Source organism: Clostridium sp. AM27-31LB (assembly GCF_003480745.1).
GTDB lineage: Bacteria > Bacillota > Clostridia > Lachnospirales > Lachnospiraceae > Butyribacter > Butyribacter intestini.
In genome coordinates this window covers 86,371-112,271 of record NZ_QUJS01000008.1, presented here as the reverse complement: position 1 = coordinate 112,271, position 25,901 = coordinate 86,371, and the positions used below count along the sequence as shown (strand labels likewise).

Annotated in this window: 20 protein-coding genes; 2 read left to right on the top strand and 18 right to left on the bottom strand. The window is 35.2% G+C overall.

From position 1 onward, the window contains the following. Positions 1-71 precede the first annotated feature (71 nt). The 11 genes from DW721_RS12100 to DW721_RS12055 all read right to left on the bottom strand — a co-directional run bounded on the left by DW721_RS12100 (position 72) and on the right by DW721_RS12055 (position 15,252). Positions 72-266, bottom strand: a complete 195-nt coding sequence (locus DW721_RS12100) for a hypothetical protein (protein WP_118745903.1) — start codon at positions 264-266, stop codon at positions 72-74. 127 nt (positions 267-393) lie between these two features. Next, positions 394-1,713 carry an aspartate kinase gene (locus DW721_RS12095; protein WP_118745902.1) on the bottom strand — a complete coding sequence of 440 codons (1,320 nt, stop codon included), beginning with the start codon at positions 1,711-1,713 and terminating at the stop codon, positions 394-396. Positions 1,714-2,173: 460 nt separating this feature from the next. Next, positions 2,174-2,716, bottom strand: a complete 543-nt coding sequence (locus DW721_RS12090; RefSeq protein WP_118745901.1) for a hypothetical protein — start codon at positions 2,714-2,716, stop codon at positions 2,174-2,176. A gap of 68 nt (positions 2,717-2,784) precedes the next feature. Next, on the bottom strand, positions 2,785-4,875 hold the full coding sequence (locus DW721_RS12085) for an AAA family ATPase (protein ID WP_118745900.1): 2,091 nt from the start codon (positions 4,873-4,875) through the stop codon (positions 2,785-2,787). Further along, positions 4,865-5,038: a hypothetical protein gene (locus tag DW721_RS16150; protein ID WP_182436310.1), complete on the bottom strand. Its 174-nt coding sequence runs from the start codon at positions 5,036-5,038 to the stop codon at positions 4,865-4,867. The genes DW721_RS12085 and DW721_RS16150 overlap by 11 nt, the downstream gene beginning before the upstream one ends. Further along, positions 5,028-7,178 carry a DEAD/DEAH box helicase family protein gene (locus DW721_RS12080; RefSeq protein WP_243036010.1) on the bottom strand — a complete coding sequence of 717 codons (2,151 nt, stop codon included), beginning with the start codon at positions 7,176-7,178 and terminating at the stop codon, positions 5,028-5,030. Before DW721_RS12080 ends, DW721_RS16150 begins: the two co-directional genes overlap by 11 nt. A 21-nt stretch (positions 7,179-7,199) precedes the next feature. Continuing rightward, positions 7,200-8,369, bottom strand: a complete 1,170-nt coding sequence (locus DW721_RS12075; RefSeq protein WP_118745898.1) for an aminotransferase class V-fold PLP-dependent enzyme — start codon at positions 8,367-8,369, stop codon at positions 7,200-7,202. 23 nt (positions 8,370-8,392) lie between these two features. Beyond that, positions 8,393-12,178: a hypothetical protein gene (locus DW721_RS12070; protein ID WP_118745897.1), complete on the bottom strand. Its 3,786-nt coding sequence runs from the start codon at positions 12,176-12,178 to the stop codon at positions 8,393-8,395. Positions 12,179-12,246: 68 nt separating this feature from the next. Then, a complete protein-coding gene (locus DW721_RS12065) occupies positions 12,247-13,164 on the bottom strand; it encodes a DUF4007 family protein (protein ID WP_118745896.1) in 918 nt (305 codons plus the stop codon). Between the two features lie 3 nt (positions 13,165-13,167). Then, on the bottom strand, positions 13,168-15,006 hold the full coding sequence (locus tag DW721_RS12060; RefSeq protein ID WP_118745895.1) for a phosphoadenosine phosphosulfate reductase family protein: 1,839 nt from the start codon (positions 15,004-15,006) through the stop codon (positions 13,168-13,170). A 42-nt stretch (positions 15,007-15,048) separates the two neighbouring features. Then, positions 15,049-15,252: a hypothetical protein gene (locus DW721_RS12055; protein ID WP_022013480.1), complete on the bottom strand. Its 204-nt coding sequence runs from the start codon at positions 15,250-15,252 to the stop codon at positions 15,049-15,051. 316 nt (positions 15,253-15,568) lie between these two features. Between DW721_RS12055 and DW721_RS12050 the strand changes: the two genes are divergently transcribed. Next, on the top strand, positions 15,569-15,910 hold the full coding sequence (locus DW721_RS12050; RefSeq protein ID WP_055941385.1) for a helix-turn-helix transcriptional regulator: 342 nt from the start codon (positions 15,569-15,571) through the stop codon (positions 15,908-15,910). Between the two features lie 15 nt (positions 15,911-15,925). On the opposite strand, the gene DW721_RS12045 is transcribed toward DW721_RS12050, so the two are convergent. From DW721_RS12045 to rnr, 6 genes are all read right to left on the bottom strand, one after another. After that, the gene (locus DW721_RS12045; protein ID WP_055941383.1) at positions 15,926-17,155 is read right to left on the bottom strand and encodes an HD domain-containing phosphohydrolase; all 1,230 of its coding nucleotides are present in this window, start codon (positions 17,153-17,155) and stop codon (positions 15,926-15,928) included. 290 nt (positions 17,156-17,445) lie between these two features. Continuing rightward, positions 17,446-18,303, bottom strand: coding sequence for a glucose PTS transporter subunit IIA (locus DW721_RS16630; protein WP_118745894.1), 858 nt, complete (start codon positions 18,301-18,303; stop codon positions 17,446-17,448). A gap of 143 nt (positions 18,304-18,446) precedes the next feature. Next, positions 18,447-20,060 carry a phosphoenolpyruvate--protein phosphotransferase gene (gene ptsP / locus DW721_RS12035; RefSeq protein WP_118745893.1) on the bottom strand — a complete coding sequence of 538 codons (1,614 nt, stop codon included), beginning with the start codon at positions 20,058-20,060 and terminating at the stop codon, positions 18,447-18,449. A 397-nt stretch (positions 20,061-20,457) separates the two neighbouring features. Beyond that, on the bottom strand, positions 20,458-21,315 hold the full coding sequence (locus DW721_RS12030) for a PRD domain-containing protein (protein ID WP_147355407.1): 858 nt from the start codon (positions 21,313-21,315) through the stop codon (positions 20,458-20,460). 412 nt (positions 21,316-21,727) lie between these two features. Next, complete coding sequence (smpB, locus tag DW721_RS12025) at positions 21,728-22,192, bottom strand: SsrA-binding protein SmpB (RefSeq protein WP_022013474.1); 465 nt, start codon at positions 22,190-22,192, stop codon at positions 21,728-21,730. 12 nt (positions 22,193-22,204) lie between these two features. Continuing rightward, a complete protein-coding gene (rnr, locus tag DW721_RS12020) occupies positions 22,205-24,922 on the bottom strand; it encodes a ribonuclease R (RefSeq protein WP_118745891.1) in 2,718 nt (905 codons plus the stop codon). A gap of 164 nt (positions 24,923-25,086) precedes the next feature. Between rnr and DW721_RS12015 the strand changes: the two genes are divergently transcribed. Continuing rightward, positions 25,087-25,341 carry a UPF0175 family protein gene (locus DW721_RS12015; RefSeq protein WP_118745890.1) on the top strand — a complete coding sequence of 85 codons (255 nt, stop codon included), beginning with the start codon at positions 25,087-25,089 and terminating at the stop codon, positions 25,339-25,341. A gap of 244 nt (positions 25,342-25,585) precedes the next feature. On the opposite strand, the gene secG is transcribed toward DW721_RS12015, so the two are convergent. Then, positions 25,586-25,834, bottom strand: a complete 249-nt coding sequence (secG, locus tag DW721_RS12005; RefSeq protein ID WP_055941376.1) for a preprotein translocase subunit SecG — start codon at positions 25,832-25,834, stop codon at positions 25,586-25,588. Between the last annotated feature and the right edge of the window lie 67 nt (positions 25,835-25,901).

The following is a 25,901-nucleotide window of genomic DNA, read 5'->3' as shown; positions in this document are numbered from 1 at the left end:
AACCCCCTAACAATTTCAATGAAAATCACGAAATTTGTCACTAATAATACGAATATGGTATATAAAGCCTGCTATACTTCTTTTACTGTCTTTACATTTTCTGCTTTATATTCCATAATTCCTGATGCTATCATCACCATCGATACTGTAATTATAAGTATTGATGCTATCGAAGTTATCGTCGGATCTATTTCTGAACGCACACCATCCCATATCATCTTTGGAAGTGTTGCATTTCTAAAAACACATCTTATCTCAATTTGCAAAAAGAAAAACAGGCATCGGAAACATAAAGCCCTTTGCCTGTTTGTTTGATTTGTTTTGACTCATTATAATCTGTGAATTATTATTTTTCAATAAAAAAACAACCGGATTTTTTTACCATTATTATTTTTATAACTGTGTAGTTACAAAAATATCATATATTGCTTTGATAGCTGTGTCAAAATCATTGTCACTTACACCAATAATAATGTTAAGCTCTGAAGAACCCTGGTCTATCATCTTTACATTGACATTTGCATGGGCAAGTGCTGAGAAGATACGACCAGCCGTACCTCTTGTGGATTTCATTCCACGACCCACGACTGCGATAAGTGCAAGATCAGCCTCTATCTCTATGCTGTCAGGATGTGCATTGCGGTTAATTGCTGATATTACAGCCTGCTCCTTTGCAGCAAATTCAGGCTCATGGACAAATACAGTCATTGTGTCGATACCTGATGGCATATGCTCAAAGTTGATGCCATTTTCCTCAAATGCACTGAGAACTTTTCTTCCGAATCCAACCTCTGCATTCATCATGTCTTTATCTATATTTACTGAAACAAACCCTTTCTTTCCTGCGATACCTGTGATAGTGTATGCCGGATGATGACAAGTGCTCTCAACAATCCATGTACCCTCATCGTCGGGAGCATTTGTATTTCTTATATTTATAGGGATGCCCGCCTTTCTAACCGGGAATACTGAATCCTCATGAAGTACGCTTGCTCCCATATATGAAAGCTCTCTGAGCTCTCTGTATGTTATAACCTTAATCGGTTTTGGATTATCAATAATTCTTGGATCTGCAATAAGGAAACCTGAAACATCAGTCCAGTTTTCATATGCTGTCGCATGAACTGCCTTTGATACAAGTGAACCTGTAATGTCCGAACCTCCTCTTGAGAAAGTTTTTACGACACCGCCTAATGTAGCACCGTAAAATCCCGGCACAACAGCATTTTCAAGTTTTGAAAGACGCTCACCTAAAAGTTTGTCAGTTGTATCTGCATCAAATGAACCGTCCTCATTAAATATGATAACTTCTGCCGAATCAACAAAGTCATATCCAAGGTAATTTGCCATGATGATTCCGTTTAAATATTCTCCTCTTGAAGCTGCATACTGTGAACCTGCTTTTTTCTTAAAGTTTTCCTCGATAGCCTTAAACTCATCATCAAGAGAAAGCGTTAAGTGAAGTCCGTTTATGATAGCCTCATATCTTTCCTTAATCTTTTTAAGCTCCTTAGAGAAATCTTTTTCTGCTTCTGCAAGATCATAGCACGCATAAAGCATATCAGTGACTTTTGTGTCTTTTGAATTTCTCTTGCCCGGTGCACTTGGCACTACAAATTTTCTTTCAGGATCAGCTTTGATAATGTTTCCAACTTTTGCAAACTGAGTTGCGCTTGCCAAAGAACTTCCACCAAATTTTACTACCTTAATCATTTTTGTCTCCTCACATATTCTTTATTCTAAGTTTATGATGATGGTAAATGATAGTGCACCTTTCACCTGCTTATCATCAAAATTACCTTTAAATAGGTAATTCCATCAATGCTTTATAATTTATCACAAAATCTGCGGTTTGAAAAGGGGGAGTGAAAGGAAAATGTTGAAATTTTCTCTATAACAAAGTATTATAATAAAATGTATGAGACTAAAAGTCTTATGCCCCTTGCCAAATATCAAACAGATGAGGAAAATCTGCTAAATGTTCCTTATACTTTTGAGTCGGTTGTAAAGGTTAATATATATGAAGACCTGTTTATAAATTTTGCGGAGATTTCCAGAGCTGTAGGGTTATAAATTTGATTTATGAATTTTGCGAATAAAGTTGGATTTGATTTAAACGGGGACATAAATGCCATAAAATATTTATGTCCCTGTTGTGATACTGCTTTCTAAATTAAATATCCAATTCGTCTACTGGAAGCGGATTTTTCATTAGTGCCACCATATTTGCAACACGAAAATCCGAATAATCTTCATCTACATCCGGTGTTCTTAAGACCAACTGTTCATACAAATATTCTATTCCTCCTCTGGCATATGAATTAAATAACTCCATATTTTCTTTATATGTTTCTTCATCTTCCGGTATCATAAAGGCACTCTCAAGTTTCTGTTCAAATGTTAAATCTCTGCTGTCATCCATGATAAGTACCATTCTCATTATGGTAATCAATGTTTGATATGTGTTGGTTATCTGCTGCAACTGAATTGTTCTTTTTATTCCCGTGTCATCTTTTTCCTCAAGACCTTTTCTCTTTAACTTTAATCCCACTATTGCCGCAACTGCATACAAGTCAACAAGCCTTGCAAAATATGATTCCTGAATCTGATTTAATTTCCATAATTTATCTATATAGTCTTTATGTTTTCCCCAAAAGAATACCTCATCAACTTTAAAATATTCATATGTAGTAATTTCTTTATCTCTTCTTGCCATATATAACCTCATTTCCGCACACATTCTTGTGCATTTTTAGTTTGTGTCAAGTGTCCTCAGATACTAATCTATTCATGTTCAAGTGTAGAGCTATTTGATGTTTCATCCTTATGTACCCTGTAACAATATTTAGATAATGTAAATTTATCTAATCCTGATGGTTCCCAGTCCTTATCAAGCATAAAAATAATAACCTGCTCCGCAAATTTAGGAAGCCTGTTTGATATTAAACTTGTATTTTCCCCACTTAAAGCCGAAAATGGACCATCCAGCACCAGTGGCAGACCCAGGACTGCATTTTCTATTCCATACTCATCATTTTCGCTTTCATCTTTTCTATATTTGCTTGCCAACTCCAAAATACTTACAATAAACACAAAATTAATTGCTATTGTTTCTCCATTTGAAAGATGTAATTCCTCATAATCTTCTATGCCATTTAACTCCTTATAAAAAACATGAACTTTATAATCATCTCCCAATCTTGCATACTTTTCCTTATCATTAAACATTCTCTGAAAATTCAGTTCAATAATTTCATTTAAATCTTCTAATATACCCTGTTTTTTATGTTTTACCATTATACTTGCCTGTTTATATAATTCCTCTACATAATCAAGACTTTTGTAAATTTGTGCATTATTTTTATCGTGTATTGCAAGTGCATCAAACTGCTTTTCCTTTGATTTTTTTGTATCTTTTGCATTTCCAATCTTATTTTCCAACTCAGCTTTTTTATTACGCAAACTGCTCAGTTTTGTCTTTGCCTGTCTGTTTTGTGCTCTGACAGGAGCTAAATTGGTTTTTCTATCCATTCTTTTTTCCAGCTTATCTTTATCGTTATTCTTCTCATCAATGGTATCCTGAGCCATGTCAAATAAATCAGCCTTATTCTCTATGTTTACTATGTAATCTTGAGTAGAATCCCTCCAATTTTCTAGTGTTGCTTTTAATTTTCCTGCTGCTCCACCAAGCATTTCCGGCGGAACCTGTTTGCGAAGTCTCATCATATGGTCATATGCTTTTGAACCAACATCTAATTTTGTTCCGCATAAACATTCTTCATGTTCAATAAGATAGTCAATCGTATCAACTGTTACCCCTGGAATATCACGTCCTTCTAAGTCTACCTTTTCCAACAGTCTTTCAAAATCTTCTAACAATGAAGCTGTAAAGAAATGTGACGACCCCGACATAATTTTCACCATATCGGCATAATAACTATTCTTATATTTTTCTTCTCTTATAATATCCTCTTCCAAACATTTATATTCTTTCTGATCATCTTCTACCTTTCTATTATCATTCAATATTTTTTGAGTTGATTCGACAATCCTTTCCTCTGTTTCAATAGCCTTTTCTGTATCTTTAAGCTGTTCCTCGTAAGATACGATATTCTTTTCTAAATTTTGTATTTCATTTTTTAGTCTTGTATATTCACCTGATACACCTTTTACTTTAGCTCTAAAACATTTTTCGACATTATTATAACTTCCATCTTTTAAGTGGTTCATCATTTCAATCAGACCACTCACTCCAAGTATGGTGTATATCGAATTTTTTATATCACTTGTTTTGCTCTTTAAGTCATTCCAACGCTCTCCATCAAAAAAGAAATAATTTGATAAACTTTGAGGAAAGATACTGCCAATAGCATCTTGTACACATCCATTAACATATTTTTCCTTTATCACCTTTCCATTAACTTCTCTTTTAACTTCTTTTCCCGAATTTGGAATAACATCTCCCCAAATACCACTTTCGTCTTTTATCTGCATTGTAAGTTCAGTCGGACCAATCTGTTTTACTGATATATCAGAGGATAAAACATTTTTTTTATTAAATGTTGCTGTTCTCACAAACCTTATTTCTTTCTCTTGATTTATTACAACTATTTCCACAAATACTTTCTCCACACCTGATTTCAATTCTGCCGCCGCTTCATTATTTAACAAAACAACATCTTTCTTTTTGTTATAACTTGTATCATTCAATGATTCATATAATCCCCACCTAAACGCCTGTGCCAAAGTAGTTTTTCCGAATGTATTGTCTCCCAACACAACAGTGACATTTTTCTCATTATCTGTAGAAAAAAACAGTTCATTATCTCCCTTGTAACGCATAAAATTATGTAATTTAATACTCTTAATTTTCATTTTTTGCCATCTCCTCTCTCACCTTTTTTTCAATATAACTTTCAATCATTTTTATCATTTTCTTGTTGTCATATTTCTGCGTCTTTATATTTTCATCCTCGGCTTTCCTGATAGATTTAAACATAACTCTAAGCATATCATTGTTAATCTTTTTATTCTCCATAATATTCCTCCATCCTTTGCATTTCTTCTTCTGCATCAAAGTAATACTCATATGCTTCCATAATCTGATTTATCAGATAATCCGAATCTTCGGGATTATCTGCCAGACGACCAAATTCCTGCATCCTGGCAACTTCACCTACGATAATCGTCTTATCTTCCTCAATATCAGTTGGTCTGGTATCGTCTAGTTCTCTTGGCAATGTTATAAAATCATAAATAACAGCTTTCTTTTTATTTCTACTTTTTCTTAACAATCTCCCTCTCCTCTGCACAAATTCTTTTGGATTTCTTGAGCTGCTCATTATAAATGCTGTTTTTATTCCCGGTATATTTACACCTTCATCCAAACATTTTATTGCAGTTATTACCTGATATTGTCCCTCAGAAAAATATTTTTTTATATTCTCCCTGTCTTTCAAATCCTCTTCAGCGGTAAAACGCTTTACAGACATCTGATAATCTACCTGTAATTTTTTAGTAACATAATCCACCTGTCTATATACCTTTCCGGTCTTGTCATCCTCAACACCTGTCGCACCACAATATACCAAAATATTATTATCATTTTTATAATCTTCAAATAATTTCATTAACAGTTCTATTTTATTTTCCGCACCCGCAAGTAATCTCGTCCTCTCATATATAACAGGCTTACCTGCATCAGAAATTTTCATTTTGCCATTCTTTACAATGACATATTTCTTTAATTTTCTTGACAACTCCCGATATTTTTCCAATTCATACACTGTTAAAGCTACAGGAACAGGATGATATTCATAATGAACAAGGTTACCATCTGTAATAGCCTGTTCAAGTGAATATGTTATACACTTTTTACCAAAATATTCACCTATCTTTCCAGTGCCATTTTTATCCATATACCTTTTTATAGTGGCAGATAAAGCAATTCTGCTTTTAATATTCCAAGGCATAACATTTATCATATGAGCAGAGCCAAAGTTATGTGCTTCATCTGCAATCAACAACACTTTTTTTTTCTCATCTAATCGTTGAACAAACATCTGCATATCATCACTCGCAAATGTATCATTTGTTGTCAGACACACAAACGGCTTATCACCTCTCCTAAATTTTTTGTACGCCTTTCTCACTTCTAATTTCCAATCATTTTTTGCTTTTGAGTGTGCAATTATAATCGGCACCGCACACCATTCTTTTACATCCTCCTCCCATTGACTAACTAAATGAATATACGGACATACTATAAAAACAGCTATCTTATCATCATTATCATTCGCAAATCTAATCATAGCTGCTAATGCCGTATATGTTTTACCTGAGCCTGTACACATATCAAATATCCCCTGATAATCAAAATTTACCCAGTTATTGACTGCATCTTTCTGATAATCATGAAGTATTATTCCATCCGGAATATTAAATTGCGATTTTTTCTTTAAAAATGCTTTATATCCATATTCTTTTACATCTATATCCCAATCAACACCAGCACTCTTTTTATATTTTAATAATTTCTCAACAGCAATTTCAGGAAATGGAATGACATGAAGCTTTGAAGTCTGGTTTGCCCACATATTATCAAAATCCATCTCTGCCATCTCTACTGCTTCAATCTGACTTGAATCTTTCCAACTGCAAAATGTATAGATTGATTCAAAATTCCCATCTAAACCATTTGCAGATTCATTTGCTGAACCGGCATAACTGATTTTATTTCCGTCAGCATCTTCAAAATAAGCTATTTTTTCATGATATAACCTAAAACCATTATCATCTTCCATGAAAGCTATTTTTATATCCAATCTCCCCTCTGAAATAAGAGTTGCAATAAGATTAAGCCTTTCTTCTTCAAAAAAATCAACCGGCTCGCTTATTCCTTTAATAATCGCATCAGATATAGCTTCTTCCCGTGTCCTATATCCATAATCTATAGCTTCAACATCCTTTTTATCTAATTCAGGAGAACATATAAGCTGAATTTTTCCACCATTCTTTGCCATTTCAAATAACCCAACTGACAACTGAACAAGAGCAGATGTACTAAAGTAGCCTGTTCCTCTTTTATATATTTTTGCCTGTGATAAAACAGGAATCAAAAAATCTCTTGGAAAGTTATGTATCTCAGATCTATATCTAATCTGAATATCTAAGTCCATAAAACTCAATATTATCACCTCCTACCTCATATCCCTTACCGCTGCCACAAGCTCATCCACATCCTCTTTTGTCGTAAACCGCCCCATACTTATCCTGACCGTTCCGCCATACCGCTTACTCCCTATCACATCATGCACAAGCGGTGCACAGTGATATCCTGTCCTCACGGCTATGTCGTATTCGCCGTCCAATATCGTGCCGGCATCGTCTGACATATATTTTTCAAATCCTATCGAGAGCACTGCTATGTGATTTTGAAATTCTTCTTCTGTTTCCGGCTTTTGAAATATATGTATGCCGTCAATATCTTCTAATTTTTCTATCAGATATTTAAGCAGCCTGTTTTCTCTTTCCTGCGTTCCCGATAAATCTTTTTCTATTGTATCTATGGCTGTTTTTAATGTTCCTATTGCTGCGATATTAGGACTTCCCACTTCGTATCTGGAAATCCCTCTTTCTGATAATTCAAGATTTAGAGAGTCTTCTCCGTTTCCACCGAATATCACCGGTGTAATGTTTTTGTCACGGTCAAATATCCTGCTGTTTGTTATAAATCCGCCCACTCCGAAAAGACCATACATTGATTTGTGGCCTGCAAATATCAATATGTCTATGTTTGTTTCTTTTAAATTTATCTCTATGTTTCCTGCTGCCTGTGCCGCATCTGCAAGCACGATGGCTCCGTACTCTTTTGCCATGTCTGCAACACGCTCCGCCGGGAGCACATAGCCTGTCACATTGCTCGCAAGATTTATGCAGACAAAGTCAGGCTCATCACACATAAACTGATACTCTATATCATCTAAATTCAAATAACCTTTTTCGTCAGTTTCAAGCACTTTTATCTTAAATTTTTTTTCTTTTCTTAATGCTTCAAGCGTTCTCATAACGGCATTATGCTCATACGGTGACACATATACAGTCATATTTTCTTCAAAGCCATATCCACGCAAAACCCTGTTTGCAGCTTCTGTTGCAGAGGATGTAAATATCACATCCTCCGCATTTTCCGCTCCCATAAATTCTGATACTTTTTTTCTTGTTTCGTTTATTACCGCACTTGCATTTTCTGCCTTTTTATAACTTCCTCTGCCTGAATTTACGGCACACTCTCTTGTGAGCCTGTCCATCTCTTTATAAACCTGTTCAGGTTTTGGATATGTCGTTGCCGCATTATCAAAATATAACATTTTCTTCCCCCTTGTATTTCACATCAACCTACTATCTCGCCTAATATTTTAAGTATGGCACTTACCTGTGCACTCTTATCATATTCATTTTCGCCAAGCACTTCCCTCAACTGATTTTCGATAATGTCAGTTGCCGGCGACTCATCGTACTCTGAAAGACTGCATTTTACCTGTTTTCCGTCTGCCGTATCCATCGTAAATGAAACTGCGTTATCAGTCGTATTTTCTTTTTTCAGTGTCCGTTCAAGCTCTTTTACCGCTTTTTCAAGTTCTTTTTCAAATATCTCTGCCGTGCCGTCCTTATAATCTCTAAGTGCCAGTCCGATAAGACCGTCCGATATTTTATTTATTATTTTTTCTTCATCTTCTTCACTGTTTTTTGTCACATATCTGATAAGCGTTTCCACGCAATATTCAAATACTACGCCGGAATCTTTTAATTGTGATATTTTTTCCTCATTTTTTTCCGTCCATCTCTCAAATACCGTTCTGAGAGATATGACAGAGACATTGCTTTCATCTGACAACTGCTGTTTTATCATTGTACTTAATTTATCAACCAGTTTGTCATACATTTTTTCAATCTCTGACTTTATTTTTACAATCTCAGAAACACATTTTTTATAATCGACATTTCCGTCTTTTGCCGAGTCTGTAAGTTTTGGCAGACTTTCAAACAGATATTCTCTTGCACTCTCGATATTTCCGGCAAGGTCATTCCTAAATAAATCACATTTTGAATAAATACAGTTTTTTTCATTCTCCACTTTATCTTCACTGCATATGTCAAGTGAGACATATCTGCAATATCCCGAAAGTGAACGGTACCACTGCTGCAATCCGTTTGTTATCATTCTCAGCTTTTTCATAGGCGAGAGCATCTGAGTTTTTTGTGTCAAAACTTCATCTGTACTCTGCCATATATCAAATATCTTTATAATATTTTCGAGATATTCCTCTTTTTCTCCATCATTTCTCTCAATATATAAATAGCATTTTTCCGGTTCTTCATCGGCTTTTGAAAGTATCTGTGCCGAGATTTCGTTTTCAATCCTGTCATAATATACGAGCGGAGTCCCTATCTTTCCCGACAGACAGTATGCGACATATATCGGTATGACCCCGTTTCTCACACCAAAATCCTTACCTTTAAGACTCTTATATAACTCCGAAAAACAGTTTTTATTTCCAACACTGTCTTTTATAAATTTTCTTATTTTGTCAAGAAGTTCTGCTATATCATCATCCTGTTTTTCCGGACTATCCGCATTTTCATCATCATAAGTGATAAGTCCCTTATTTTTAAGAACTGCCCTGTATATAGTCGCTTCTGCACTTTTTCCATCGTCCCATTCGCTCATATCCTCATTTGAAAGCAGTCTGTGCATTATCTCATTTCTGACTTTTTTTATCTGTGAAGATATATCATTTTTATTTATCAGCTCATGGTTTATGCACGGTGTTTTTCCATAATAATCGCTGCATATCGAAGACAATATCTTTTGCAATTTGCGGTTTGTATCTATATTGTCATTCTTTTTAAGTTCCGCTTTTTTCTCACCATTTTTCTGCATATAAAAATATATTGCATTATTTGTTCCCGGCATATAATGTTCATTTATCTTGCGGTTTATCTCAAATACAACATCATCAAGACAAAAATAAGCCTCCTCCAACGCTGTTTCATTTTCTTTTAGATATTCCTCATCATTTCTTATATCATTTATGGCATAATATTTTTTAATATTATCCGTGAAATCCACACTTTCAGCAGGGCATATGACAACTATTCTCTCATTTTCAAGTTCCTTTAAATTCTGTTCTATTTTTTCTCTGTCAACTTCTCCCATACTTAAGATTATCTTTCCATCCGAAAAGTTTTCCTTTGATAATTCTTCTATGCGTTTTTTCAGATATTTAGTATTTTCTAATTTTTTTCCATACTCAAAACAATATTCAAAATATCTTGTCATCTTCTTTTCATCATTATATTCCTTTGGAAGTTCAAATCGTCTCTCAGTTGTTTTTCTAAAACATTCCACCACTTCGCTCTGACTGCATTTTATTTTATTTATTCTTTTTTCTATCTCTTTTTCAAAGTTTGCATCCGTATTTATCCTGAATACATAGCTGTCGCTTCTTCGCCTGTAAGTTAAATAGCCACCGTCTGTAAGTGCTTTTTTTGCAGCCTCATACAGATTTTTATTTTCCTCTAAACATACCATGCAGATAAGACATTTATCGTTTGCCACAAGTTCTGTCTGATTTAACATATTTAATAGTGCGACAGACTTTATTATCTTTTTCATATAATCATAGATTTTATCTCCATAGAAGCCCTCGCCGCCATTGTCAGCCTGTTCTTTCTCACATTTCCTGATAAGATATTTCGCTTTTATATACTCCATGTGGCATCTCTCATTTGATATGTCCTTTTCAAAAATATAGCCAAAATAGTCAAATATCATGTCCGCTGATACAAGCGTATCGCTGTTTTCAGTATGATTTTTTACAAATCTTGCAAGTGTGTTCGGCTCATCATTTGACATAAATGTAAATACCGTTCTTTCATTCTGACCGACTTTTTCACTTATCTTTACAAGAGTATAAACAGTGAGCGGTGCTAATGGGAAACACCCTTTTACTATTATATTTTCATAATCTTTCTTATCAAATATGGTGTACATATTTGTCATGTTATAGGTTCTTTCCGTAATCTTAACAGTGTCAATACCATACTCTTTATAATATGTCCCCATGTTTTTTTCATCTTTATGTATGACATTCATCATAAGCTCATAATAATTCTGTGCATTAGTCCTGAAAACCACTTCGCTTAATCGTCCCTCAACACCTTTAAACGAATTTAATATCTGTGTTGATAAAAATCTTCCATACTCTTTTATACTTTTGTGTGTCACAAAAATATGGCGTATATCAGGCTCTTTTGACGCATTGCAAAGTTCACACATTGACTGCACAAGCTCCATATCTTTTGATGTCTCTCTGCTGTCCTCGCCCTCAATAAATTTGCTGAACTCATCAAATACTATTATCATTCCGTCAAAGCCGTATTTTTTGAGTTCATAGGCAACATTTTCATATATTTTTGGAATATTATTTTCAAGCAGCGGATTGAACTCTCCACCTGCCGTCAACTCTTTATATATCTTCTTAAAAACTTCAAGTGCCGGCAAAATATTTTTTTTTATATCGCTCGCAAACTTTTCAACCTCATACCCTGCATTTTCCAGATTTTTTGTAAATCTTTCATATGTTTCAGGATAATCTTTTTTCCATGACTCAGTCTTTTTAAGCACTTCATCGTATATTGAATCTGGCATCAGATTAGTTATTTTCTCCCTTTCTAATGCCTGAAATAGTGCAAGTCTGTATGAATTTTCAAGTGATGACCTGCCGAAACTTATTATCACAGGAAGATACCTTTTTTTATCTTCTCTTCCACATAAAATATTTTTTTCGATACAGGCAGCAAGTCTCTTATTTTGCTTTTTTATCTTTTCATAAAATCGTGTTATTGAATTTTCCCATTTCTTATCATTTCTGTTTTGCAAAAGTGCAAGAAGCACCAGCAAAAGATGTGATTTTCCTTTTCCATAAGGACCTACAAGAAGTGTTGACTTATTATTTTTCTTTTCAAATATATTTTCTAAATATGACTCCAAAACATTTAATGTACTTTTTGCAGGTATAAATTCATCTATCTTACTTATCTTATCAATATCAAATCTTATGTTTACAGATGTCTGAAATCTCTCATCTAATTTTATGACATCTTTTAATATCATCTGTGTTCCCTCCTGAGCCTTTATATGTACTCTCGAAATTCTTCGTTCAGAAGATTCCGAGAGTACATTTATTTATAAATCTGTTCCATGACTTTCTCTCTGGTTTTGATTGAACTCTCCTCAAAATAAACAGTATCAAGTCCTGCTGTTCTGTCTATCTTAAGATAGCCGTCCTGTTCTAACACATCGAGACAGTCATTTAATGTTATCCTGTTAATCCCGAATATTTTTCCCGGACTATTTTCATCCTCAAGCAGATTTTCAATGCTTACGCTCGTTCTTTCCTTTTCCTCAATAAGTCCTGCCTTTTCTAAGTAGCCGCATATTCCGTACAATACGGCGAGACTGCTTATATCCTGTTCTTTTATCTCATTTCTGCTGTACTTATCATTAGTTTTTGTCAGCAGATGAAGTTCTGCAAGCGGACAATGCATTTTTTCTTCCGGGTTTCTCTCCCTGTTGTCATCAAGATACATCTGAAGAAGCACCGCACAGTCATTAGAAAGCGATCTCTCAGAATATGAACCCTGTCCATGCCCCCTCTTTTCAAGCTCCTCCTCCATCATAAATTCAAATTCTCTCCTGTTAAATCTTTCTTCGCTGACACTGTTAAAAAACAAGTTCCACATAGTCGCATCTTTATAGTTTGATGCGATATTATAATGGATTATCCAAAGTGTATCTTTATTTTCAATATATTTGTCATTTTCAAGAATAATCTTGCCGCATTTTGAAATAAAACTTCCCTTTTTAATATCATATTTTACCGGTGACTGCTCTGCCTTTTTTACGATAAGTCCTGCTGCCATAAGCCAGTATTTTATTGATTTTGCCATGACTGAACCAACACCTAATGCATCTGCCCCTTCAAAATACTTTTTTGAAAAAAGTTCAGGATTTTTCTCTATCTCTACAAGTCCTTTTGTAAGCCAGCCCTCTCTTATATAAAAACTTCCATTCCCTTTTAATGTAATCTTATCTTCCATATATCACCTTTTTATTGACAGTACCTTTCTCATATAACAACCAACCGAAAAATGACCCACACACTCCTGACATCTCCTGCACTTATCATCATCAATATGATAATCTGCCATCTTGTCAGCCACGGTATTTGTGTCATTTGCAAAAAACCTCACTTTAATGGCACTAAATCTGCACACGCTCTCACACGCCCTGCATCCGAGACACATCTGATATTTTGTAATCTGACAGTCAAGTTTTCTTTTTGCTTCTTCTGCATCTTTAGCACGCATAAGTTCCGGATGGTCCACTATTATTTTGAGTTTTTTTGTTCCGATTTTTCCCTGAAGCCTTAAAACTGCTACGCTATTTGCATCAACAACATAGACTTCACCAAGTCTTTTATCTCCAAGCTGCTCGACAATTTTACCAAATGGCTTAAATAACTCGTATAATATCGGAGTTATCTCCCTCGTAAGCTCATAGTTGAATGCCAGTTCTTCCTTTACGCACCGCTCGAAATTCACAATAGAATTTTTAGCAAATTTCACTCCGTTGCCGCCCTGTCTCGCTTTCCAGTTTCCGCTGTCCACATACACCTCAGGGTCTTTCTTTCCGACACTTTTTGCAAAATCAATAAGCATCGCATGAAATTTTTCATATTGTTCTTTCATATGTATTTTTGATAAGAACTCCGACCATGAACTGTTATTTGGGCAGCACCAGCAGCCTACTCTCGAATAACCCAGCCTGTAGGCTTTATTAAATATGATTCCTCTCGTCATGATATAAAGCCATACATCAAAGTCATACCACGATATGATAGGTGCACATACTTCCTGTTTGCTTATCTTTGATGACTCTGAAACCCTGTCATATTTATTTCTGCTGTTTGACTCACTTCTCCTTATTCCCTGAAATGATAAAACTTTTGTCTTGTTGGCATATATCGTCTCTATCTTTCTGTTTATCGCACCTGTCTTAAAAATCGTGCAGCACCACCTCATAACCCTGCTCGGAGGTCCGACTATACCACACAGCTCCTCAAAATTTTTATCCTTATTTCTCGATGAAACGATAAGTGCTTTGGGATTATGCCTTTTATATTCTTTTATATAATTTTCCGTCTCAGGAAACTCCAGTGTCGTATCTCCGAATATATGGCATATATCCGGTCTTCCCATTGCTCTCTTAACTAAATCCGCAACTACCGTTGAGTCTTTTCCGCCGCTGAATGACACAAAAATTTCCCTGTCATCATAATCCTTAACTTTTTTCTTTATCTGAACCATGGCATCATCATCTATATCATCAAATCTCTTTTTATTGGCGGTAATAAATCTTTTTACCATCTGCTCAAAAAAATCCGTATTTATATGCTGAACTCTTTCATTATATAAAGTACGTATATTTTCCGTATCCTGCTTTATAAGCTCACTTATCTTAAGCTTCATATTTTTCCCGTCAGCATAATAGATATTTCCGTTTCCATTCCATACGGACACATTGTCAAGTTCTCCCTGCTCTTTTCCAAGAAGTATCTCAAGCAGCACCTTTTCTTCCGGAAATACGATGCGGCTGTCTTTTACAAACTTTTTCCCCTTTTTTCCACAGCATCCGCATACCTGCTCATACAACGGCACCTTACACTCATTGCACCAGTAAAGTATTGATTCTACTACAAGATGTTTTCTGCTGCGGCATATAGGACATTCTATATTTCTATCATAATCATCATTGTCACGCACTATGTCATTGTTATTGTTTATGTCAAATACATAATATTTTCTTTCCTTTTCGGGAAGTTTATCTACATCTATATCCTTATTTTTATCGTGATTTCCATAACACTTATAAAAAATCATATCGTACCCCACTCTTATATAGTTTTATTTTTATTGTGTTTTCTATATCAAACTAAGCGGTTCGATTTCTAAATATGCACAAACCGAAAGCATTTCAGATGCATTCATCTTCCTTTCTGCCTTTCCGGTCAGAAGTCCTACATCCACTTTTGTTTTCCTTGCAACCTCCGATGCAGATATGTTGTTTCTGCTGATATAGGCTGCTATTTCTTTTTGAGCTTTTGTTTCTTCTCTTATTTCTTCCATTTTTACACCTCATTTTCTTGTTTTCCAAGAACTGTATATATAGTATATCCATTATATACTTGTCTTAAAAGAAATTCAACCATATGTTTTCTTATATTTCAAGAATATTTTCTATATTCTTGACACTGTTGTTTTTGTTTTGATACTATCTATAAAGAATATTCAGAAAACAACCGCTGAATAATAATTAGAAAAATAAAATGAACTTTAATATACTATTAGGATATGCGTAACTTATCCGACAAGTACAAACATATTACTTACTACACTCTGTAGACGGTAATGCCAAAATTTATATAAAGAAATGAGGTTGAAAATGAAAAATCCTGTTATAGCAAAAATGCTAAAATATTATAGAAAATCAAACAATCTGTCCGTAGATGATGTTGCCGCATATCTCGATGAATGTGGAATTTCTGTTGCAAATAAAACAATTTACGGCTGGGAAAGCGGTCAGACACAACCGGATGCTGATATACTTCTATATCTTTGCAAATTTTACCGTATCACTGATGTATTGGGAACTTTCGGATATTCCAAGAAAAAAATAAACGAAACATCAACTTACTCACTTAAAGAACGTGATCTTGTTGATGCCTATAGAAAAAATAAGGCTCTGCAGCCTGCCATAGACAAACTGCTCGACCTTAAAAGCTGATATTTTTTGATATTTTTATAATTCTTTTGTATGGCAGATAACTTCCGTGATATTTTTATCTATCCAGTTTTTATCTGCCATATCTTTTAAAATTTCACAAGCCTTATCGTGATCCATCCCATCTTTGTACGGTCTTTTTTCCGTCAATGCCTGATATATGTCGGCACACGCCATTATCCTCTGAAGTGTAGTTAATTCGTCTGCCCTTTTACCAAACGGATAACCGCTGCCGTCAAGCCTTTCATGATGAAATGCAGCAATATCCCTTATCTCTTCAAAACCATCAACCTTGGATAATATCATATATGTATAACCGGCATGGTTTTTCATCTTAGCAAATTCTTCATCCGTAAGTCTTGCCGGCTTTTCAAGTATCTCATTTCCTATTGCAATTTTTCCTACATCATGCAATGTTCCCGCAAGATACATCTTATCGCAGATAACCTTATCATATCCCATTATCTCTGAAATTTTTGATGCCGTTCTTGCCACTCCGAGAGAATGTCTGCTCGTAAATTCTGACTTGTAATCGATTATCTTTGCGAACAGATCTGCAAGGTCTTTTAACACATTAAAAGAATAAAAACTCTTTTCACATGGTACCTTTTCCCAGAAATATTCCTCAATATGTTCATCACCGAGTCTGCTAAACTCCTCTTTATCAAAGGCATCAAAGAACATCTTCGTCACTTCACTGTCAAATCTTTTGTCCTTATTTTTCTCAATAAAATGGACCGCTTTGTTAAAAACATCTTCATCAAATTTCTGTGCCTTACAAAATGCGTCAAGCATATCACTAAAATGTATTATCCTTGCAAACAGAGGAACTTCTGTCCATTTTTTTTCAAAAGGACCTGAACCATCCGCTTCTTCATGATGATATAATATAACATCTTTTACACCTGTTTTAAAAGGATATTTTTCGAGATTTTTCTCACCGTATATGCAATGCATACCAAGCTGTCTCGGAGTTATGTCATCACTACTTACTTTCAATGTATCAATATTGGATATATCACTATAAAATTCTTCATTTATATATTGTGTAAGGGCATTGTCGTGAAGAAGTGCACATGCCGCAAGATCTCGCAATGCATCATCAGACACCCCCATCTTTTCTGCCATGCAGACACTCATATATGCCACTCTTTTTCCATGATTTGAAGTAACATGGATCAACTCTGCTTCCACACAGTCAAGTGCAAAAGAAAATGCACTTAACAATCCTATTATATCTATTTCCATTCTCTTTTCCTCTCATTATCAACACCAGTTATAACCAAAAACATATAAAACGCTTTGTTTTTTTACATCATTATCTGATTTTCCTAAAATATAAGACCATATTATTTTACAATATGGTCTTATATTTATCTATATTTTCTATTTTAACACTTTTTCGTTTTAATACAACTCAAAATTTCACTATCGACACTTTCGGTGCTGCCTTTATCTATACAATCTTTGTTTATTCCATACATTTTAATCTGTAATCGTTATCTGCCATATCCACAATACCTTCTAAAATAATCTTCTTACCGCACATTCATAACAAGTGCTGATTTTTCAACATCGCCTATTGCAACCTGCTCAACGCTCTCATACTCATCTGAATTTGTGATAATAACAGGTGTGACCGTATTATATCCTGCACTTCTGATTCCCTCTATATCAAATTTAAGTAATGGCTGTCCTTTCGTAACTTTATCACCCTCTTTTACGAGTGCTTTATAATATTTTCCTTCAAGCTCAACCGTATTTATTCCAACATGGATCAAAAGTTCAAGTCCATTATCCCCAGTCACTCCTATGGCATGAAGCGTATCAAATAAAGTCGAAACCTCTCCGTCAACCGGTGATACAACCAGCCCATCGCCTGGAATAACTGCCATTCCTTTTCCGAGGATTTCATTTGCAAATGTGTCATCAGGAACTTTTGAAAGCTTAACAGCCTCGCCCTTTAATGGTGAATAAATCTCTTTTACTGCATTATCTCCAGTTGAACTGTTGTTTTCTGCCGTAACTGTTTTTTGTTCACCTATCGTATCATTTGCTGTTTCCGCCTTACCGGATGCACTGCGATTTACCGCAGTAATATTTTTTATATCACCTGCCGCCTTTACATCCTCTTTTGTTCCTCCGGATATATGTACAAGTGCTATAAATTCATCATATACCTTGTTTACCGCACCTGTTCCAAAGATTATCTGAAGCTGTCCCGAAGCCTCAAACACACCTTTTACACCATCTATATTTTCAACTGCTTTTTTACTGTATTTTGAGTTGTCGCCGGTAATAATTCTTAATCTCGTGGCACAATGTGCCACTGAGATTATATTATCGCTCCCTCCTATTTTTTCCAGCACTTCTTCCGCTGCTTTCTTATAATCCATAACTTCATCCTCTATATTTACACTCTATTTGCAAAGTAAAATAAATATTATGAACTTACACTATCATCATCAGTCCATTATTTATATTTCAATTTTTAGATTATTACATTCTAAAATCACATTGCATTATTTATCTAAAACAATCAATCCATATCCCTTACAATCTTTCTGATTGGAAGTACACAAGCCGGTGAAACAGAAAGTTCATCTATTCCCATCTCAACAAATCTCTCCGTAAGCTCTGTGTCGGCACCGAGTTCTCCGCAGATTCCAGCCCAGATTCCCTCTTTATGTGCATTGTCGATAACCATCTGAATCATTCTGAGAATTGCCTCATGATGCGGGTTGTAAAATTCGTCAAGTTTTGAATTCTGACGGTCTATAGCAAGTGTGTACTGTGTCAAATCGTTTGTTCCTATACTAAAGAAGTCAACTTCTTTTGCAAGAAGGTCACTTATAATAGCTGCTGCCGGGGTCTCTATCATGATTCCCTCCTCAACTTCGCCAATCTCAACTCCTGTTGCAACAAGTTCCTCCCTTACCTGTTTTGAGATTTCTTTTATTCTCCTTACTTCGTCAACAGATGTTATCATAGGGTACATGATAGCGATATTTCCATATGCACTTGCTCTGTATAAAGCACGAAGCTGTGTCTTAAATACTTCCTCTCTGGTAAGACAGATTCTTATTGCTCTGTAACCCATTGCCGGATTTTCCTCTTTTTCAAGATTGAAATAATCTGCCTGCTTGTCTGCTCCTATATCAAGCGTACGGATTATAACTTTCTTTCCTGCCATTGTCTCTGCCACCTGTTTGTAAGCCTTAAGCTGCTCATCCTCCGTCGGATAATCACTTGCTTCAAGATAAAGGAACTCACTTCTGAAAAGTCCGATTCCTGCCGCATCATTCTGAACGACTGCTGCAAGATCTGACGGGTTTCCGATATTTGCGTATAATTTTATCTGTTTTCCTGACTTTGTTACTGTATCTTTTCCCTTAAGACTCTGTAATAGTTTTTTCTGCTCTTTTGCGGCTTCCTGCTTCTTTACATAATCGTTCATAGCAGCTTCATCAGGCTCTACAATAAGTTTGCCCTCAAAACCGTCAATGATACCTGTCTTTCCATTCCACTCCTCGTCAATATCAACACCGATAAGTGCAGGTATTCCCATCGTCCTTGCGAGGATAGCCGTATGTGAATTTGAAGAACCAAACTTTGTGACAAATGCAAGAAGTTTTGTCTTGTCCATCTGAACCGTCTCACTAGGAGCGAGGTCATCAGCAACAACTATAACCGGTTCATCTCCTATATCACTGTCACTTGTTTTTCCACAGAGAATCGAGATAACTCTCTCCGAAATATCCTTTACATCGGCAGAACGAGCCTTGAAATAATCATCCTCCATATTTGCAAACATCTCTGAGAAATTATCACCGGTAACTCCAACCGCATACTCAGCATTAACTTTCTGTGAAGTGATGATATTTTTTACTGAATCATTATAATCATCATCCTCAAGCATCATAGCATGAACCTCAAAAATCTCTGCATTCATCTCTCCGACTTCTTTCAATGCTTTCTCATAAAGTCCGTGAAGCTGCTCAATCGCTTTTTCCCTTGCTGCTTCATATCTTGCAATCTCACCCTCAGAATCCTCTGTTTTCTTTCTAACAACAACATTCTGATTTTTTGAATAAAAACTAATCTTTCCTATTGCAATACCGCCAAAAATTTTCTTTCCAAAATACTCTTTCATAATGACCCTCTTTTCTGCACACATTTTTTGTACATAATATGAAATATGATATATTTCACACCTTAGATTTGTATCAAGTGTGCACAAACACAAATCTTATGTTTGAAAAATCGGATTTTTAACGATAAAATCCTGCATATATGGATTTTTCAAACTATCATCATAAAAACTAAAACCCGGACACAAAACTAACTATATTTTTTCACATACTTAATATTTATATTCTTTAATATGTTTATTCAAAATAAAAGTTAAAAGTTTCGTGTCCGGGTTTCGCCAACTGAATGTAACAATCCCTAACAGGTGTGTTTATATTTAATTTGCAGTTACTAACGTGACTTTAAATTCACTTTTCATGGTATAATTCACACTGCATAGCTGATAATATTTTAATATTTCAGCTTTCCTTGTGAATATTTTTCTGACCTTCACCTGAAAGTCTCTGAATGTGAATGGTAAGATACGATATTTCCTCCAAAGATACATTATACTTCTTGCTCACTTTGAGATAATCTCTTATCCTTAATGCACATCTGTAGCTTTTCGGAAATTCGTCTTTTACCATTATGGCGAGTCTGTCATTCGCATCTTTACCATATGTTTCATTTTTTACAACCCTCGCAAGAAAGTGTTTAAGATGAGTAATAAAACGCTCATAATATAAACTTTCTCTGTCAAGTTCTCGTCCAAATGTATATCCTACTATATTTACAATATCTTTTGTAATCCCCGGAATATTTATAGTCTGCATCATATCAGCATCGATCTGGGCATTTAATATATGGATTGCAAAAAATCCTGCCTCATCTTCTGAAAGCTCAATCCCAAGTTCTTTTTTTATGATTTCAAGAGCTTCTTTTCCGGCTTCAAATTCTTTTTGATAAAATCTTTTGATTTCCCATAAAAGTGCATTTTCAACTTCAATACCTTTTTTAAAACGGGTAATCGCAAAATTTAAATGATCGGTAAGCGTTATGTAAATTATCTTGCTGAGTTTCATATCAAACTTTTCTTTTACCATCGCTATTATACGATTTGCAACCTGAGCATACTCATAAGGAATATCCTTTAATATTTCTTCAAGTCTGCTGACACTCTCATCAGGCATCGAAAACTTTTTCTCAATCTTTGACTCGTCAAGAATATCTCCGTTTTTCTTACCAAAGCCTAAACCTTTTCCCATAACAACTATCTCTTTGCCTTTATCATCACAGGCACTTACAACATTGTTATTTATAACTTTTAAGATTTTCACCTTTCTTCCCCCGGACAAAACAGCAAAATTTTCACCGAGTTTTTCAATTCAAAAAGAAAATAAACTTTAAAAAAATGAAATCAAAAAAACTGCATCACACCTATACCTAAACAATAGTAATATATAAACTACGTTCAATATCAAACGGTGCAACCCAGTCTTGCCTAATATGTATGATATACAATCAGTAACAATCCAGTTCGCTTTCGCAACTTGTTTCGTTGCCAATATATTACTATCGTAAATATGATTCGTCAAGTGTTTTTTGTATTTTTGCTGTTTTGTATAAATTTTAAGCTATTTTTTTATGCAAATTTACCAATGAAACCAATTTTACTTATTTATGCCTAGCCCTACAGTCTATTTCAGAGTAGCAAATAAAGCTCCATTATTTTTCATTAGTTCTTATATACTAAAATTGAAGATTTTTAAATTTACGCTCTGCCTCACGCCTTTGGTCTTTCTTTGCTATATCCTGTCTCTTGTCGTACAATTTTTTACCTTTTGCAAGACCAATCTCAACTTTGACAAGGCTTCCGCTAAAATAGACACTGAGCGGCACGACCGTATAACCTTTCTGTGCTATCTGACCTTCAATTTTTCGTATCTCACTTTTGTGAAGAAGAAGTTTACGCACTCTTAACGGATCTTTGTTAAAAATATTTCCTTTCTCATATGCAGGGATGTGCATATTGTAGACATAAACTTCTCCTTTTTCAATTCGTATAAAAGCTTCTTTTACACTGCATCTTCCCATTCTGAGTGACTTAACCTCAGTTCCCGCAAGTGATATTCCGGCTTCATACTTATCTTCAATAAAATAATCATGATATGCTTTTTTATTGTTTGCTATAAGTTTTTTTGTCTGCTTAGCCATAACTACCTCTATTTACTTCTTTAATTTTTTTGCCTGTTTTGCTTTTTTCTTTGCTTTCTTTTTTGCCTTATTTAAGGCTCTCTTTTTGGCTGCACCGGTAAGTTTCTTTACCTCATGCTCTATCTTTGCTTCAGCGGCTGCTTTAGCGGCTTTCTTTTTAGCTTTTTTCTTTCTGTACTCAAATGCCTTTAATGCTTTTTCTTTCGCTTCCATAACAGCCTTCTGCTTTGCTCTTGCTGCTGCCTTATTCTTTGGTTTTGAAACCGCCTTAGATTTTCTCTCTGAATCTCTTCTGCTTCGGCTTTCTGAACTTTTTGAAGTTTTTCTTCTATGTCCATTTGCTGATGAATCAGACTTTTCTACATTTCTGCGTTTCTTTCCCTTTGCAGTCTTTTCTCTTTCAGAAGATCTTAAACTCTCTGAGTCTGACTTTTCCACAACTCTACGGCTCTGGCTTTTTGATGATTTTCTTTCGTTTTCTCTGCTTTCAGGCTCTTTTTCATCACCACTGACTAATGAACTATTATCAGACTCTTTATTTTTTATGGTTTTATCTCCAATATTGCCATCAGCATTTTCGGCATCACCATCTGAAAGCTCATAATCTTCACATACGGTAAAGTCTATTGTTTTCGTAAGTTTATCAACTGCTGAGACAGTTATCCTTATCGGTTCACCGAGTTTATATGACTTTCCTGTATGCTCGCCTACCATTCTGTACTTTTCTTCCTCAAAATAATAATAATCTCCCGGAATGTCGGCAACTCTTACCATTCCCTCAACAGTATTTGGAAGTTCAACATACATTCCCCATGTCGTGACGCCTGATATAATACCATCAAAGCTCTGTCCGATAAACTGTTCCATGTACTCAGCTTTTTTCAGCTTCTCAACTTCACGCTCTGCATCGTCAGCTCTCCTTTCAAGCCTGCTTGCAGCCTCCGCAACTTCTGGAAGTATCTGATTATAATGACCTATCCTCTTGTCATTCATCTGTCCATGAATATTTTCCTTTATGATACGGTGTATCTGAAGGTCAGGGTATCTTCTGATAGGTGATGTAAAATGACAATAATACTTCATCGAAAGACCAAAGTGTCCTCCGCACTGCGTCATATATTTTGCCTGTTTCATTGAGCGAAGTGCAAGTCTGCTTATAAGTGCTTCTTCCGGCTTTCCCTCAACGGATTTTATAAGCTTCTGTATCTCTTTTGGGTGAATCTCACCGTCTGAGTTTACCTTTAAAGTATAACCAAAATTCTCTATAAAAACTCCGAGCTTGTTTATTTTTTCCTCGTCAGGCTCCTCATGAACACGATAAACAAACGGAAGTTCCTGCCAGAAATATTCCTCTGCCACTGTCTGGTTTGCAGCAAGCATAAACTCCTCGATTATACGGTTTGCATTGTTTCTCTCATATTCTTTTATCTCTACCGGCTTGCCCTTTTCATCAAGAATTATCTTGCTCTCAGGAAAATCAAAATCAATAGAACCTCTCTTAAATCTTCTCTCTCTTAATATACCAGCAAGTTCATACATGAGTTCAAACATAGGTATAAGTTCTTTGTACTTCTCCTGTTCTTCCTCATCTTCAAGCTCGACTATCTTATGAACACTTGTGTAGGACATTCTCCTGTCTACATTTATAACGCTTTCTTCTATGCTGTGTTTTACTATCTCACCCTTTTCATTTATATCCATCATACAAGAAAGTGCAAGTCTGTCTACTCCCTGATTGAGCGAGCAGATACCATTTGACAGTTTATGCGGAAGCATAGGTATAACCCTGTCTACAAGATAAACACTCGTACCTCTCTTAACGGCTTCCTTGTCAAGTGGAGAACACTCAGTGACATAATTTGATACATCAGCAATATGGACACCAAGATGATATATACCGTTCTCTTTTGTAAGTGATACGGCATCATCAAGGTCTTTTGCATCCTCACCATCGATTGTTACCATCTGCAGATTTCTATAATCGCTTCTTCCGTTCTTCTCCTCCTCTGCTACCTCATCCTCTATCTTTTCAACCTGATCCATAACCTCATCAGGATACTCCTCAGGAAGTCCGTAAGCCTTTATTATTGATAAAATGTCTACCCCCGGGTCATTTATGTGACCGATTATTTCAAGAATCTTTCCCTCAGGATTTGTCGTATCACTTCCATAATCGGTAATCTCAACAACAACCTTATGTCCTGTTATCGCACCTTTGCTCTCAGCTTTTGGAATATAAATATCCCTGCCAAACTTTTGATTGTCAGGTACAACAAACCCGAAGCTCTTACTCTTTGAATATGTCCCAACGAGAATATCTGTTCCACGCTCAACAATGGATATAACCTCACCTTCACGCCTTTTTCCATGTGCTTTGTCATCAATAACTACATGAACCGTATCTCCATCTATTGCTCCTCTGGTCTTGTGTGCAGGGATAAATATATCTTCGTCATCTCCCTCAACACGAACAAAGCCAAAACCTCGCTGAGTGCCCATAAATTTTCCAACAAAAATATCCTCAGAAAGCGGTTTTATCTTTCCCTTAAGATCAAGCTGTATCTTTCCCTCGCTATACAATTCGTCAAGAACTGCCCTGAAATCTTTCTTTTCCTTTGCCGGAACCTGTAAGACAACTCCCATCTCTTTTGTTGACATTGGTTTATAACTTTTTGAATTAACAAATTCAAGAATCATCTCTTTTTTACTGTTTAAAACTTCTCTATTCATACAAACACCCCCTATTGCTCAATTTATATATATATTATATCCTATAATCCATGATGAAACAATCATTTTGTGGGATAAAATAATATTGCGGAATTGATATTTCTGTTTATTTTAAGTATAATATATACAATAATATCTTAAAAACATTTTCGGAGGTGATTAAAATGTGCAGCATTGCAATAAAAATACCAGACGAAGTATTATATGATACAAAAATGACAGAAGAACAGGCAAATGATTTTGCTAAAAAGTCAATCGCTCTCATGCTTTATACCAAAAATCATATTTCTATAGGATACAGTGCCCAGATTGCCGGAATGACAGAGGAAGAATTTATAAATTATCTAAGCAACAATGGAATATCAATTTTTAATTTTGATGATGAAGATGAATTTTTAGAGGAGATGAATAATGCGTAGGGTAATCGTTAATTCCACTCCGGAACAATTGGTGTTTTACTAAAAGCAAAAAAAGAGGGTATTATAACCTCTGTCAAAGATAACATCGATGCAATCCGTAATAATGGTTTTTATATTAGCGATACGGTAATTCAAATGGCTCTAAAACAGGCAGGTGAATGTAATAACCAATAAAAAAAATCGACAATATAATGAACAAACTCACTATATTGTCGATTTTCTTTTTATTACTGAACTGTTACTATTATGAAAAAATACTAAGATTCAATAAAAGTGAAATCAAAACAAATAATACTGCAAGAACTCTTGTAGCTACAACAAGTCCGCCCTCCATAGAACGACCTTTATTCTTTCCCCAATAAGACTCTGCTGCTCCGCTGATAGCTCCTGTAAGTCCTGCCTGCTTGCCTTCCTGAAGAATAACTACAACTGTAAGTGCAACACATACGATAATGTATAGAATCAATAAAATTCCATGAATTGTCTTAATCATCGACTATGCTCCTCCATTCAACTAAAACTCAAACAATAAATTTCATGCCCTGACATAAAGATTATTG

What these genes read in the sequence shown, in the direction of transcription:
- DW721_RS12070 (WP_118745897.1), bottom strand. Translation starts at nt 12,178, where the DNA reads ATGATATTAAAAGATGTCATAAAATTAGATGAGAGATTTCAGACATCT.
- DW721_RS12045 (WP_055941383.1), bottom strand. Translation starts at nt 17,155, where the DNA reads ATGGAAATAGATATAATAGGATTGTTAAGTGCATTTTCTTTTGCACTT.
- secG (WP_055941376.1), bottom strand. Translation starts at nt 25,834, where the DNA reads ATGATTAAGACAATTCATGGAATTTTATTGATTCTATACATTATCGTA.
- DW721_RS12085 (WP_118745900.1), bottom strand. Translation starts at nt 4,875, where the DNA reads ATGAAAATTAAGAGTATTAAATTACATAATTTTATGCGTTACAAGGGA.
- DW721_RS12065 (WP_118745896.1), bottom strand. Translation starts at nt 13,164, where the DNA reads ATGGAAGATAAGATTACATTAAAAGGGAATGGAAGTTTTTATATAAGA.
- DW721_RS12095 (WP_118745902.1), bottom strand. Translation starts at nt 1,713, where the DNA reads ATGATTAAGGTAGTAAAATTTGGTGGAAGTTCTTTGGCAAGCGCAACT.
- DW721_RS12075 (WP_118745898.1), bottom strand. Translation starts at nt 8,369, where the DNA reads ATGTTATATTTTGATAATGCGGCAACGACATATCCAAAACCTGAACAG.
- DW721_RS12050 (WP_055941385.1), top strand. Translation starts at nt 15,569, where the DNA reads ATGAAAAATCCTGTTATAGCAAAAATGCTAAAATATTATAGAAAATCA.
- DW721_RS12080 (WP_243036010.1), bottom strand. Translation starts at nt 7,178, where the DNA reads ATGGACTTAGATATTCAGATTAGATATAGATCTGAGATACATAACTTT.
- smpB (WP_022013474.1), bottom strand. Translation starts at nt 22,192, where the DNA reads ATGGCTAAGCAGACAAAAAAACTTATAGCAAACAATAAAAAAGCATAT.
- rnr (WP_118745891.1), bottom strand. Translation starts at nt 24,922, where the DNA reads ATGAATAGAGAAGTTTTAAACAGTAAAAAAGAGATGATTCTTGAATTT.
- DW721_RS12015 (WP_118745890.1), top strand. Translation starts at nt 25,087, where the DNA reads ATGTGCAGCATTGCAATAAAAATACCAGACGAAGTATTATATGATACA.
- DW721_RS12055 (WP_022013480.1), bottom strand. Translation starts at nt 15,252, where the DNA reads ATGGAAGAAATAAGAGAAGAAACAAAAGCTCAAAAAGAAATAGCAGCC.
- ptsP (WP_118745893.1), bottom strand. Translation starts at nt 20,060, where the DNA reads ATGAAAGAGTATTTTGGAAAGAAAATTTTTGGCGGTATTGCAATAGGA.
- DW721_RS12090 (WP_118745901.1), bottom strand. Translation starts at nt 2,716, where the DNA reads ATGGCAAGAAGAGATAAAGAAATTACTACATATGAATATTTTAAAGTT.
- DW721_RS12060 (WP_118745895.1), bottom strand. Translation starts at nt 15,006, where the DNA reads ATGATTTTTTATAAGTGTTATGGAAATCACGATAAAAATAAGGATATA.
- DW721_RS16630 (WP_118745894.1), bottom strand. Translation starts at nt 18,303, where the DNA reads ATGGATTATAAGAAAGCAGCGGAAGAAGTGCTGGAAAAAATAGGAGGG.
- DW721_RS16150 (WP_182436310.1), bottom strand. Translation starts at nt 5,038, where the DNA reads ATGGAGAATAAAAAGATTAACAATGATATGCTTAGAGTTATGTTTAAA.